11 protein-coding genes are annotated in these 13,229 nt (G+C 47.9%); 10 read left to right on the top strand and 1 reads right to left on the bottom strand.

Annotated features, from left to right (window positions below):
- The first annotated feature begins 178 nt into the window (after nucleotides 1-178).
- The 10 genes from fusA to DEH80_RS16585 all read left to right on the top strand — a co-directional run bounded on the left by fusA (nucleotide 179) and on the right by DEH80_RS16585 (nucleotide 13,012).
- A complete protein-coding gene (gene fusA / locus DEH80_RS16630; RefSeq protein ID WP_109721651.1) occupies nucleotides 179-2,251 on the top strand; it encodes an elongation factor G in 2,073 nt (690 codons plus the stop codon).
- A gap of 168 nt (nucleotides 2,252-2,419) precedes the next feature.
- On the top strand, nucleotides 2,420-4,603 hold the full coding sequence (locus tag DEH80_RS16625) for a polysaccharide biosynthesis tyrosine autokinase (RefSeq protein WP_109721650.1): 2,184 nt from the start codon (nucleotides 2,420-2,422) through the stop codon (nucleotides 4,601-4,603).
- A complete protein-coding gene (locus tag DEH80_RS16620; protein WP_165831533.1) occupies nucleotides 4,563-5,720 on the top strand; it encodes a polysaccharide biosynthesis/export family protein in 1,158 nt (385 codons plus the stop codon). Before DEH80_RS16625 ends, DEH80_RS16620 begins: the two co-directional genes overlap by 41 nt.
- Before the next feature lie 14 nt (nucleotides 5,721-5,734).
- Nucleotides 5,735-6,373, top strand: a complete 639-nt coding sequence (locus DEH80_RS16615; protein WP_109721648.1) for a sugar transferase — start codon at nucleotides 5,735-5,737, stop codon at nucleotides 6,371-6,373.
- Complete coding sequence (locus DEH80_RS16610) at nucleotides 6,363-7,529, top strand: glycosyltransferase family 4 protein (protein ID WP_133249304.1); 1,167 nt, start codon at nucleotides 6,363-6,365, stop codon at nucleotides 7,527-7,529. The genes DEH80_RS16615 and DEH80_RS16610 overlap by 11 nt, the downstream gene beginning before the upstream one ends.
- On the top strand, nucleotides 7,516-8,070 hold the full coding sequence (locus tag DEH80_RS16605) for an acyltransferase (protein WP_109721646.1): 555 nt from the start codon (nucleotides 7,516-7,518) through the stop codon (nucleotides 8,068-8,070). Before DEH80_RS16610 ends, DEH80_RS16605 begins: the two co-directional genes overlap by 14 nt.
- Nucleotides 8,071-8,323: 253 nt before the next feature.
- The gene (locus tag DEH80_RS16600; protein WP_109721645.1) at nucleotides 8,324-9,361 is read left to right on the top strand and encodes a hypothetical protein; all 1,038 of its coding nucleotides are present in this window, start codon (nucleotides 8,324-8,326) and stop codon (nucleotides 9,359-9,361) included.
- Nucleotides 9,362-9,907: 546 nt separating this feature from the next.
- Entirely contained in the window at nucleotides 9,908-11,011 is a 1,104-nt protein-coding gene (locus tag DEH80_RS16595; protein WP_133249302.1) for a polysaccharide pyruvyl transferase family protein, read from the top strand.
- On the top strand, nucleotides 11,004-12,290 hold the full coding sequence (locus tag DEH80_RS16590) for a hypothetical protein (RefSeq protein ID WP_133249301.1): 1,287 nt from the start codon (nucleotides 11,004-11,006) through the stop codon (nucleotides 12,288-12,290). Before DEH80_RS16595 ends, DEH80_RS16590 begins: the two co-directional genes overlap by 8 nt.
- Nucleotides 12,290-13,012 (top strand): class I SAM-dependent methyltransferase, encoded by a 723-nt coding sequence (locus tag DEH80_RS16585; protein ID WP_109721642.1) that lies wholly within the window; start codon nucleotides 12,290-12,292, stop codon nucleotides 13,010-13,012. The genes DEH80_RS16590 and DEH80_RS16585 overlap by 1 nt, the downstream gene beginning before the upstream one ends.
- Nucleotides 13,013-13,095: 83 nt before the next feature.
- Here the strand turns inward: DEH80_RS16585 and DEH80_RS16580 are convergent.
- Nucleotides 13,096-13,229 (bottom strand): integrase core domain-containing protein (locus DEH80_RS16580; RefSeq protein WP_165831532.1); only part of this gene is annotated, 134 nt, incomplete at its 5' end.

Genomic DNA, 13,229 nt, shown 5'->3' with positions numbered 1-13,229 from the left:
ACGCCACGAACCTGTCGTTGCCAACGACTGGCGGACATGTGTGGGTCATACCCATTCGGTATACTCGGCACGTTCTTTTCATCAGGTTTCCTGGCACCCAGGACACCGCTTTCCTGACCACTCCGCTTCAGAGCCGAATCGCGGCTCTGCGAGCCCCATTGAAGTTCAGTCTCACGTTATGTCCATTGATCTCTCTCTCTATCGCAACATCGGCATCTTCGCTCACGTGGACGCCGGCAAGACCACTACGACCGAGCGCGTGCTCAGCCTAACAGGCAAGATCCACAAGGTCGGCGAAGTTCATGATGGCGAGGCCACCACGGACTTCATGGATCAGGAGCGCGAGCGCGGCATCACCATTCAGTCAGCGGCTACCAGCTGCTTCTGGAAGGACCACCGCCTCAATATCATCGACACCCCCGGGCACGTGGACTTCACCATTGAGGTCTACCGTTCGCTTAAGGTGCTGGATGGTGGTATTGGCGTGTTCTGTGGCTCCGGCGGCGTTGAGCCACAGTCCGAGACCAACTGGCGCTATGCCAACGAATCCGAAGTTGCTCGCATCATCTTCGTCAACAAGCTCGACCGCCTGGGCGCTGACTTCAAGCGCGTGGTCAAGCAGGTCGAAGATGTGCTGGGAGCCAAGCCGCTGGTCATGACGCTGCCGATTGGCCGCGAAGATGATTTCACGGGCGTGGTCGATCTGCTAACCCAGAAGGCCTGGGTCTGGGACGCCAGTGGCGACCCGCTGGCCTACGAAATTCAGGATGTACCGGCAGATATGGCCGACGAAGTCGCTGAGTACCGCGAGGCGCTCATCGAAACCGCTGTCGAGCAGGACGATGATCTGATGGAGGCCTATCTCGAAGGTGAAGAGCCGGCCATCGACGACATCAAGCGTTGTATCCGTAAGGGCACGATCAACCTGGACTTCTTCCCCACGTACTGCGGCTCTGCCTTCAAGAACAAGGGCGTGCAGCTGGTGCTGGATGCCGTGGTGGACTACCTGCCCAGCCCGACTGAAGTTGAGCCGCAGCCTGAAGTCGACCTGGAAGGCAACGAAACCGGCGAGAAGGCCATCGTGGACATCGACCGTCCGCTTCGTGCGCTGGCATTCAAGATCATGGATGACCGTTTCGGTGCCCTGACCTTTATCCGTATCTATTCGGGCAAGATCGAGAAGGGCATGACCGTGCTTAACACCTACACGGGTAAGACCGAGCGTATCGGTCGTATCGTGGAGATGCATGCTGAATCTCGCGAAGAGCGTGACTCCGCACAGGCTGGTGACATCGTCGCCGTGCTGGGTATGAAGAACACCCAGACTGGCCACACCCTGGCCGACCCCAAAAACCCGGCCACCCTGGAACCTATGGTTTTCCCCGAGCCGGTGATCTCCGTTGCTGTTGCACCCAAGAACAAGGGCGCAGCCGAGAAAATGGGTGTCGCCATTGGCAAGATGGTTGCAGAAGATCCGTCTTTCCACGTGGAAACCGACGAAGACAGTGGCGAGACGATCCTGAAGGGAATGGGCGAGCTGCACCTCGACATTAAGGTCGACATTCTTCGCCGTACGCATGGTATTGAGGTTGAAGTAGGTGCACCACAGGTGGCCTACCGTGAAACCATTACCCAGGCCGTTGAAGACAGCTACACCCACAAGAAGCAGACGGGTGGTTCCGGCCAGTTCGCCAAGATCGACTACAAAGTCGAGCCCCTGGAGCCAGGTGAAGGCTTCCAATTCGAATCCGTTGTGACCGGCGGTAACGTGCCACGTGAATACTGGCCTGCAGTTCAGAAAGGCTTCGAACTCAGCATGGCCGAAGGCGTGATGGCTGGCTTCCCCATGGTGGACTTTAAAGTCACACTGATCGACGGTGGGTTCCATGCGGTTGATTCATCCGCAATCGCCTATGAGATTGCAGCTAAAGCGGCATACCGCCAGACCATGCCGAAAGCTACTCCACAGCTGATGGAGCCCGTCATGAAAGTCGACGTGTTCACCCCAGAAGATCACGTTGGTGATGTCATCGGTGATCTGAATCGGCGTCGCGGAATGATCAAGAGCCAGGAACCAGGGGCCACAGGAGTCCGAATCAAAGCAGATGTTCCGCTTTCGGAGATGTTTGGCTATATCGGCGATCTTCGTACTATCACGTCAGGCCGTGGTCAGTTTTCTATGGAATTTTCACATTATTCCGCATGTCCAAAAAATGTGGCGGATGCAGTTATTTTAAGTAAGAAGCCGTAACTATTACGGAGTTCGATCTGATGACAAATGCGTGAGACTATATTTTGTTCGATATTCGAGAAAATTCACTTTATCATTTATGAGGTGCCGACTCTCTTTGAAGGTCTAGCTTGTGCGAGGTTGGTCAGCGCACGCTAGGGGTTTGGTTCACAAAAGGATGCTAGTGAAGTGAATGGTAGTACGGCTGCACGAGATGTTGATCTGCGTTTTCTGTTTTCGCTTTTTGCGGCAAATAAATTTTTTATAGCTGCATGTGTAGGGGTGTCGGCATCTATTGCCGCCGTTTTCTCTCAAGTCGTGCCTGCGATTTATCGTGCGGATACGTTGATACAGGTGGAAGAAGAGCGCTCCGCTCTAGGCGGGCTTTCTGAGTTAGGCGATATGCTGCCCGTTGATAGTAGTATCGGGGCAGAAATTGAGATCGTGCGATCAAGAAGTATACTTGGAGAGGTCGTAGAGCAAGAGGGTCTCAGGCTCAATGTTGAGCCAATTTATTTCCCGATTATCGGTAAGTTTCTTGAATCGGTTAACGGTATTTATAAAGAGGAATCTAGTTGGCGCTCTAGTGAGTTTCAAAGGTCCGCGAACGCCGTGGATGTTAGGAGATTCATAGTCGGGTCTGGCTTAGGGGGTGGGGAGGCTTCCTTTGAACTGATTAAGTTATCAGATGCAGATTACGGTGTTTATTCAGGTTCTAGGCAGCTCGTAAGGGGAAGGTTCGATGAGGCTTTGGAGTTCCAAGCCCCAGATTCTGGAGTGAAAGTGGTTCTCAATGTGCGATCCATCGCCGGAGAAGTGGGTGATCGATATGCAATAGAGATTCGATCGAAAATGAAAGCTATTGCGAATTTGCGTCAGGATCTGGCTGTGACTGAAGTGGGCCGGGATACTGGTATCATGCGCCTTACTCTAGAGGGGGAAGATCGGGGGCACTTGGAAGCAGTATTGAGTGCGGTGGCGAATGCATACGTTAAGAAAAACGTTGAAAGAAAGTCTGCAGAGGCGCAGCAAAGTCTAGATTTTCTTAACAATCAAATACCTGAAGTTGGCAGGAGCTTGGAACAGGCCGAAAATGAGCTTGCAGCATTCCGTGAAAAGAATAAAACGATAGACCTGACTATAGAGACAGAGTCAGTGTTGGATAAGCTGGTCTCAATCGAGCAGAAACTGTCTGAACTAGACCTAAAAAGAGCAGAGCTTCAAAGAAACTACACTGAAGAGCACCCCCTTGTTCAAACGCTCAAAGAGCAAAGGGAGCAGTTGCAGGCAGAAAAGAACGCGCTCGAAAAGAGTTCCGCAGGACTTCCAGAAGTTCAGCAGGAGCTTCTACGGTTGGTGCGGGGTGTCGAGGTTAGTACGGAGCTGTATACCTACATGTTGAATAAGGCTCAAGAGCTCAAGGTTGTGGAGGCAGGTACAGTAGGAAACGTTAGAATATTAGACCACGCCGCGACTCTTCCTGAACCAGTTGCGCCCAAGAGCTTGTTTAATATTGTTATATCTTCCTTTCTCGGTCTTTTCGTGGCCATTATTTTTCTCGTGGCGAAACGTTTCTTTCGCACAGGGGTGGCGGACCCGGATCTTGTAGAGGCTGATCTCAGCATTCCGGTGTATGCAGTGTTGCCTCTAGATCAATCAAAAAATAAGGAAAGAAAGGATACAATAAGTATTCTATCTAACCCCGACTCTTTGCTTTCTGAAGCATTTCGCGGTCTCCGTACTAGCTTGCACTTTGCGGTAGGCGCTTCATCTGAGAACAAGGTCCTGGGCATCACCGGACCATCTCCAAACGTCGGAAAAACATTCGTCTCTACAAATCTTGCTGTTGCGTCGGCTATAGCTGGTATGCGGACACTTTATGTGGACGCTGATTTGCGCCGAGGGGATTCGGATAAGCGATTTTCAATAACTCGATCTCCTGGACTTTCAGATATCTTGGCAGGTGGTCAGATGGATTGCATTCGAAGGGATGTTGCGATAAAGGGATTAGACGTTCTGCCGCGTGGAAAATCGCCACCAAACCCTGCTGAACTTTTTATGGGGGGGGAGTTTAAGCAATTGATCGAATCTTGGCGCATGGATTACGATATTGTAATTATTGATACCCCGCCTATTTTAGCCGTAACCGATCCTGCCATCATTGCAGCTGAGCTCGACTCTCTGTTTCTAATTGCTAGGGCCGGACAGACGTCTATGTATGAATTGCGTGAATCAAAGCAGAGGCTGGAAAGAGGTGGCTCTACTGTAAAGGGTGTTGTCATTAATGGAATGACAATTCACTTGGCAAGAGAAAGTCACTATGGGTCTGGCTATGGGTACTATTCGTATGAATACGGCAGTAGAGATGATTAGTCGTCGTCTTGCTTTACATGTGTTGCTTGTCTGGTTTTCGCTAAGTGCAGGGTGCACGTTGGTGACGGGTATGGACGTATCAGGCCAACGGGCGCTGGAAGGTGCTCCGGTTCACATAGGTGGATTTGATGTGATCAAATTGACTGCAGACAGGGTGGCACAGATAAATACAACTGATTCACTGAGCAGGCAAGCGCACATTGAATTTGTACATTCTAAGTTGGATCATAGAACAGAAGATGGTTACGTAATCGGCCCCGGTGATGTTCTTACTATCATCGTATGGGAGCACCCAGAACTGACCAGTCCAACAGGCGAGTTTCGTGATCCAGAGAGCGCTGGCCGTTTGGTTGGGGCTGATGGCAGTATTTACTACCCGTATATTGGTGAGCTCAACGTTGAGGGGCTTCCCGTTAGAACAATCAGAAGGCTAATAGCGGCGCGACTAGCTCGAGTTGTGAAGAACCCGCAAGTTGACGTCAGGGTTGCTGCATTTCGATCACAAACTGTGAAGGTTCTAGGCGACGTTCGCAATCCGGCACCCGTTCCGGTAACCGATCGCGGCATAACAATTGCTGAAGCCATTGCAGCGGTCGGGGGGGTGACAGAGAACGCGAGTAAACGTTATGTGATATTGAGAAGGGATGGAGAAAGTATTGAAGTTGATCTGCACGGAGTCTCTAAAAGAGGAATCAGTGCGCTAGATTTAATCCTCAAACAGGATGATATTCTAGAAGTTCCTTCCAGCATTGAATATCCAGTGTATATGTTCGGAGCTTTCGGCCGCCAGAGCGTGCTGCCACTTCCGGAAGGCAGGATGAGTCTTGCACAAGCGATTGCATCTGTGGAGGGGCTTAATTCGGAGACGGCGGATAGAAAGAAAGTGTATGTGATTCGCTCTCGTGCCGACGGAGATAAGTTGGAACGGGTAACTGCTTATCTCCTTCGATTTGATGGCTTTACCTCACTAGCCCTGAGTCAGAGTTTCAACGTTAAACCTGGTGATGTTGTATACGTTGATCGTACTGGACTTTCTAGCTACAACACCATTGTCGCTAAAATCCTTCCGACAGTTTCCACATTGTTTCAGCTCGATCGTTTACTTATCGACCAGTAGCTGCGTGGTTAGATATGAAGCTTAATAAGCGAGGTGGGGCGTATCTGTCAAGTAAGAGAAAGCGCGCGCTTGATTTGATGGGTGGAGCTCTGGGTGTGGGTGTTTTTTTTCCTGTGTTTTGTGGGCTTTACGCTTTTCGAAGGCTGCAGAACGAGCCAGTGTTCTTTATGCAAGAAAGAATCGGTTTGGGCGGGAAGGCATTTATCTGTCCGAAATTTAGATCAATGACCGTCGGCGCCGATGGGATTCTGCAAGATTATTTGAAGGAGAATGAAGAAGCCCGAGCTGAGTGGAATGAGACGCAAAAACTGAAAGACGACCCCCGTATAGATAGCTTTGGATTGTTTATCCGTAAAACAAGTTTGGATGAGCTGCCGCAGTTTTTTGTGGTTATATCTGGGGCGATGAGTTTGGTTGGGCCCCGGCCCGTTACAGATTGTGAGTTGATAAAATACAAACGCTCCGTGCGCGCTTATCGTTCTTGTCGTCCTGGTTTAACTGGTATATGGCAGGTGTCTGGAAGGAATGATGTTTCGTATCAAAGGCGGGTGGCCATGGATAGATACTACTCTATGAACGCGAGCGCCGGATTGGATTTGTATATACTGTTAAAGACGGTTTTTATTATTCTGACGAGAAAAGGTGCTTACTGACGTGCGGTTGGCTACACCCTCTGTTAACAGTGATGTTCTTAAAGTCGCCGTTATCCAAATGGCGATGGGGGATTATAGGCGGCAGTTTGTTCAGCAGTTGGTCAAGAGTGAAAGGCTGAACTGTACTTTTTATGTGGGAGAGGAGTACTTTAAAAAGTCCGTCAGGACAGATGCGGAGATTCTGGCAACCAATCGCGTTAAGATGGTAAGGAACATTTACGCATTTTCAAGAGGTGTTGGTTTTCAGATAATAAAACCATGGAAGGTGTTGCAGCCAGATCTCGTTGTGATCGAGTACAATCCGAGAGTTCTGACTAACTGGGTTTGGATTATTGTTAGAAGGGTAGCTAGGAAGCGTACGCTCGGCTGGGGGCATGTTTGGCCGAGAAAGGGTCCTGAATCCAAAACCGCATTTCTAAGAAAAATCATGCTTAGGATGATGGATGGTTTAATTGTTTACACGGAGCAGCAGAAGAAGGAGGCAGAAAGTTCCGGTGGCTGCGCGGGAAAGAAGGTATACGTGGCGCCGAATGCTTTGTATTCCGCCAGCTTTGTACGCTCCATTTGCAAGCCGCAAATTACTCCCGAGTTTAGAAGAGACATTATATCGGTTGGTAGGTTGGTGGCTGAGAAGAAGCCATTTGTTTTGATCAATGCATTCAACGAGTTTTTAAAAAATTGTGACTCAGATAGTCGTCTTCACTTGGTTGGTGACGGCCCATTGCGTGAAGCGTTGTCTTCTAGAGTTGATGAGCTGGGTTTAAGGGGGAGGGTGAGATTTCACGGTCATGTATCAGATCCTGGGGTATTAGCTGGTCTGTATGCGGTTAGCGCAGTTTCTGTAGTGCCAGGATTTGCGGGTCTGTCTGTTACTCAGAGTTTGATATTCGGTTGTCCAGTACTGGTTTCCAAGAATGAAGACCATGCACCTGAGGTTGTGTTACTTGATGACGATCGTTCGCGAAGTCAATACTTTGATACCGATAATGAAGCGGCCTTAGCGAAGTTGATCGAAGCATATGTGCAAAACGAAAGCCTAACAGAGGCTGATCGAGAAGCCATTGTTGACTATGCGCTGGATAAGTTTTCGGTTGATGCAATGACTGAAGGGTTTCTTAGTGCAGTTGAGGGATGTTTAGCCGATGCATCGAGATGATGAACTGTCCCCGCTAAAGCGTCATCACACTTATTTGAGCCCCTTCGTTGAATTCGTACGGCTTGTGCGCCGGATTATGTTCGCTATTCAGGCGCGCTTCAGGATTTCCATTGGTTCGGATGTGGTGATAGGTAAAGGTTGTGAAGTTTACGTTCCAACTAACGGTGTTATTGGTAGCCATGTTTCTATAGGGTCGAACTTTACTTCCCAGGTCGATTTTCTGATAGAGGACTACGTTTTGATATCTTCTCATGTGTCTTTGATTGGGAATGACCACGATCTTTACAGCAGCGAACTGGCTTATAGGACGGGTCGGAATGAGCCGGCCTATATTAGAATAGGTCGCGGTGCGTTCGTGGGATTCGGCGCAACAATATTGGGAAACATAACGGTAGGTAGGTCTGCCATAATTGGTGCTAGAGCTTTAGTTACCAGGGACGTTCCTGATGGTGCCATCGTGGTCGGCTCCCCGGCGAAAGTTTTAGCTTATCGAAAAGCCTTCAAAGCGTGCGGCGAGAATGGAAAATCTATTGCACGTTGAACTTTCCAGGTTCTTCGCTCTTTTTTTATTTTTTCTACTTGTTGCGGCTATCATTCTAGGTGGGAGAATATCAGCAAGGCCGATACACGCGTTTGCTTTTTTTTTCATTCTACAGTACGGCCCGCACACCGTCCTAAAGAGCTCGCTGTACAGACATTCAGAATTTCTTACAGATTATTCGCATTCACTTTACTCGGTCTTGGTTGGCCTGGTTTATGCAGCGCTCGCAGTCGCTCTATTCACTAGACAAGGTATGGCCCGTAGGGGGGCGGGTGACCTTGTAGATATGCGTGCAGAGTTCCATGTCAGAAAAGGAAAACTCATTCTATTGGTGTTCTGCTTTATTGGCGTAGCATTAACTTCTTTATATTTGAGCGCTCCCAGTTCAATCATTAGTACTAACATAAAGTTCCTACTTGGCTCTAGTCTGTTTAGTTACTCTGAGTTACGACGCGAGCTATTTGTCGACTCTGCGTGGTACCAGTTTGCAGCTGCTGTGAGGTTTTCGTTAGTGCCGATTTTGGCGGCAAGTATATTCGGTTATTTAGCGTCGCGGAATTCTTTTCTATTGGGTTTTTTTGTTGCTATTGTGGGTGCGATAGTTTCTGCGATTCAGCTAAATAAGTTTTTCTATTTGTACTATCTTACTATATTCACGTTAGTAGGCTATTCAGTATATACCCATAAAGTTGCATCCTACGACTTGCGTCAATTCGGCCGTAGGCACCTGTTCTTTATTCTCATCGGCGTGATTGCTGTTGCGGGGATTTATAGACTCTATTTATTTCAGTATTCAGAAGCTATTGCCTCTGGTTTGTTGGATGCCGATAGAATTACAGCCACTATGATCTACCGGGTGTTCTATGCAAGTGCCGACGCGCTTCATCTTTGGGTCGACTACTTTCTTTTCGAATCCGATCCAAAAGGCCTGTCTGTGATTGGCCGCATATGTGCGACTGGCTTAGTTGAATGTTTTGATGCAAATTCTCGGATTCCACAAATTTATCTCGGCGAATATCAGACAACCCTGCAAGTTGGTTTTATCGGTACGGGCCTCGCAATGGGCGGGATAATTGGTGCGATAATTGTAATCTTGCTTACCGTCCTAATCGTTTTTATTGCTGACCTTGAAGCGGAGAGGGTAATGCATGCTGGTGCGGGCGCCGTAGTCGTCCCGTTACTATCTATTTGCATGTTTTTTCTGTGCACTCGTGACCTTCATACAGCGACATTATCAGGAGGGCTGGTATTTGCTCTCCTCTATTCGCGTACATATTCAAAAGCTGCTTAATAGTTGGGCTGTCTATATTTCTATTTTCTTGTATATTTTAGCCAATCCAACTGCTGGGCATGGGTTTGGCTTGCTATTTAAGTCTATTCGTCGGCGTTTATATGGGATTTGGGCTGCAGGCATTGATTTTCTCTTTGATTTTACGCCTTTAGTGGAAAGTATATCAGTTTTATTTGCCTTAAAGCGCAGGTGTTGAGGTTTTTGCGTGTGGCGTTCGCCGTGAATTCTCGGGAAGCACCCTATCGTTGCTGTCGTGGTAATCCTGGTTGTCTCGTTGCTTTCTGATGATTTCTGTATGCCTGTGTTGGCTGCGCCTCATAAGACGTAGAGCGAGATCGTGATTATTATCTTGCGACTTTTTATTGATACGCGCCTATGTGGATGAATGCGTTTCTGTCGGTCTTGGGAGGGCGTGGGGAATGAGGCTGAAGTTACGCTATGGAAGATGTATGTTCCCGCCGAGTATGATTGCATATTCTGGTGTTATCTCGTGATTATATGCGTTTCACTGATAATAAGTTCTTTTACTTGACGGGTTGAATTGACTTGAAGAAAGAGGGCTTGATGAGTAGGAGGGGAGGGGGCGTGAAAGTATATGTATTTTCTTTAAGGACTCAGTTCGAAAATGCTGGAGATCTTCTTATAAATGCAGCTGCCGTTGCATGGTTAAGCAGGCATTCGAGAGTGTATTGCTTGGGGAGGGGGGTGCCTCAGTACTACGCAGATGCGTTCATTTCTGCGGTGACTACCTACGGTAACGTATCGAACATTAGGATACTGAATGAGCGCCTTATCACAACCATCGCGCTTTGGCCTGTGAGATACGGGATCGGTAAAGCAGTCTATGTCCAGAAACCGGGGCATTATACCGGGGCCTACAGTTTCCGTTCCTTTGTTCTTTACTTCGTGCATGCAATTCTCATGCTGTGGATTAAATTATGGGGGGCGGAAATATATAGGATGCCATCCTCGATGCAGCCAGCAGTTGGGATCTTTGGCCTGCTAACGGCTTTTCATTCTCGGCTATGTGACAAACTGTTTGTTCGGGACGGTAGGTCATTAGAGATATTAGAAGCGTGGGGGTGTCGGGCTGACTTGGCCCCTGATCTGGCCCATTTCTACTTTAGCACTTCGGGGAAACAAACCAGGTTACGTGCAAAACGCGACCCGGTGATGGTTACTATTGTCCCTAGAGCTAAGAATGTAGATGCGTATTGGTCGCAACTAATCGAAAGGATTCAAACTAAAACTAATCAGGACGCTCGAATAAAAATAGTATCCCAGGTATTTTTTGACAGTGAACTATGTGATCAGCTGGCTGACTCATGCGGTTTAGATCATTTTCGATTAAGCGAGGAAAAATTTAGTATAGAAAAGCTGTTCGATGTCTACAAGAGTGTAAATTATGTAATATCAGACCGGTTGCATGCATTGCTGGCTGGAAGGCTCTCTGGAGCTTGTCCTGTCATGCCTAAACTAGCATCTGAAAAAGTGCTGGGTTATTTCGACACATGGTTTAGGCGTGAAAACGAATGCGAGCTGGATGAGTGTGGAATTGGGGCTGTGTACTTGATTACGGATCGACGCATGGTTGAGTTAAAAGGCGTGCTTGAACTTGCGCTTTCACGGGCAATAAAAACCTGTGAGTAAGTTGTCTCGAACTTGGTTGGCATCCGGATTCTCATCCGCGCTCATGCTCGCAGATAGATTTGCGTTGAATTTCTCACCTCTTTTAGCTTGGGGCGCTGAGCGCGCTGGTCATTGGATCACATTTCACTCGTTAATATTCTTGTGCTGTTGCTTTGAAGGTGGGAATGCGGCAGTTTCAGGGCAAAAATTGCGGAACTCCATATTAATGGGGGCGGGGTTAGAAGAAATAAAATCTGAAATCGGGCTCGGTTTCATTCGGCAGTTACGGCTTTTTTTTGTTGTTATAATCTCATTTGCTCTATTGTCATTCATGATCGAGGTGGTTCCTGGTCTTAGGTCGCAAGTTGGTGCTCTGATAGGTGAGTGGTTGGACGGATGGATGCTCATACTTTTGTCGTTTTATGTGGCATTTTATTTTCTCACTCAGTTTCAGTGCTTCATTTTGCGTTCATTGGACGAGGGGGCGCTTGCCTATAATTTGGTGAATGTTGCGAAGTCCGTTGAGGTTGTTCTGGTTTTAATCATGCCGTTTATATTCAATTCCTTGATTGTCTTGGCGGCTTCTTTGGCTCTTGCGAGGGCTGTGTCGTTTTTTTCGATACTCTTCCTGGGTGTTGCCCTCTTGGGTAGAAGCATGGCTGGTGCACAGTATGAATCGTCGCGCGATTTCGGGTCTGACTCCCGTTGCAGTCAGACACCTTCAAGTAGAGGCGAGTATGGCGCGCTTGCACTTTGGCCAGGGTTAAGTGCGTCTCTCCCGATAATTTTAATAAACACCGTTCTTGGCGCTCAAGCCGTTGTGGTGTTTTCGGTGCACAGGCTTTTTTCAAGGGTCTTTGTAATATTCTCTCAAGCTGCGGCTAGAGTAGCATGGGCAGAAAGGATGAACGGACGACAGTTCAGTTTTTTGAAAACTGACAATACTGATTATTCGTTGTGGCTCCTTGTGTTAGTGGTTTTATTTTCCTGTGTTTTGGCGTTGCCGTCTATTGTTGAATTCCGGCCCATAGTGATATTCGGAGTGCATTATAGCTTTGTGCTTGTGTTGCTTTTCGTTTTGTTAGGGGTTTTGCAGTCGTGGATTGAGATGCTGGTCGCGTTGCGAGCGGCTGTTGGAAAGTTAGAAGGAATAGTGTATTTACGTATCGCAATATTTTTTGTATCGTGCGTTGTTGGTGCGCTGTATGCTCAGGATCTTCTGGTTTTGACGGCGGCCTTATTAATGGCCGAGGTCATCGTTATGCTCAGATTGAATCATTCGAATGTGGTGTGGAAATAATGGATAATTTAATAATTGAAGAGTTGCTTAACTTTTGCCCTAGAGAATTTACGTCCGCTTCGCGTCAGTTTAAGGGTTTAATTGAAAGATTGATCGAAATAAAAGGTGTCAAGAGTTGTATAGAGATGGGTGGGGGGAGAGACCCGATCATGTCCTATGAGGAGGTTTCTAAGCGTGGCATTGATTACATAGTGAATGATGTGTCTATGCGAGAATTGGAAATGTGTGACGATAGATTTTCTAAGCTGCACGGTAATCTCGCAGATTTGGGTCCGGTTGGTGTTGACTTGATATTTTCAAGAATGGTTTACGAGCACGTTGATGACAACGAGCGTTTAATGAGGGCGCTTCTTGGGCACCTTAATCCAGGTGGCATGGTTTTGCACTTGCACCCTGCGCTCGGTTCGCCCCCTTTTATATTGAATAAATTACTTCCAGAAATTGCGTCTCAAGCGATTCTTCGAGCGTTCTTTAAAAATCGAACAGATGACGGCACTCCGAAATTTCCCGCAAGGTACGATAACTGCTGGGCTACTCGGTCTCAAGAGCGGCGAATACTTGATTGGGGATATAGTTATGTTTCGTGCGTGCCATTCTGGGGTCACAACTACTATGATAAGATCCCCGTTGTTGGTGGGATTGAAAAAATTTCGAGAAGAATCTTTATGGAGTTAAGGTTACGTCATGTGGCGTCCTTTTGTTATACGTTTGCAGTCAAGTGAATCTGTCGTGAGCGGGTCAATGTTGGCAATCAAGGAGCGATAGTCGTCAAGGGATTTGAGTCATGGTTGCGTAAGCTTCCCCGTCAAGGCGACAGTTCAAAAGTAGAGTTTCTGGCGGCAAGTAATCTGGCCTCGGCTGGTGTCATGTTGCCCAGCGCATCGTGCGGTCGTTCCTCGTTGTATTCGATCATCCACCAGTAGGTGGCTTCGCGGACAT

Origin of the sequence: Abyssibacter profundi (assembly GCF_003151135.1) — a bacterium.
Classification (GTDB): domain Bacteria; phylum Pseudomonadota; class Gammaproteobacteria; order Nevskiales; family OUC007; genus Abyssibacter; species Abyssibacter profundi.
Note: the sequence above shows the minus strand (reverse complement) of the source record. Positions and strands in the feature narration are given on the sequence as shown.

Excerpts from the sequence above, each read along its gene's own strand:
- fusA (WP_109721651.1), top strand. The coding sequence starts at position 179 with ATGTCCATTGATCTCTCTCTCTATCGCAACATCGGCATCTTCGCTCAC.
- DEH80_RS16620 (WP_165831533.1), top strand. The coding sequence starts at position 4,563 with ATGGGTACTATTCGTATGAATACGGCAGTAGAGATGATTAGTCGTCGT.
- DEH80_RS16615 (WP_109721648.1), top strand. The coding sequence starts at position 5,735 with ATGAAGCTTAATAAGCGAGGTGGGGCGTATCTGTCAAGTAAGAGAAAG.
- DEH80_RS16605 (WP_109721646.1), top strand. The coding sequence starts at position 7,516 with ATGCATCGAGATGATGAACTGTCCCCGCTAAAGCGTCATCACACTTAT.
- DEH80_RS16600 (WP_109721645.1), top strand. The coding sequence starts at position 8,324 with ATGGCCCGTAGGGGGGCGGGTGACCTTGTAGATATGCGTGCAGAGTTC.
- DEH80_RS16585 (WP_109721642.1), top strand. The coding sequence starts at position 12,290 with ATGGATAATTTAATAATTGAAGAGTTGCTTAACTTTTGCCCTAGAGAA.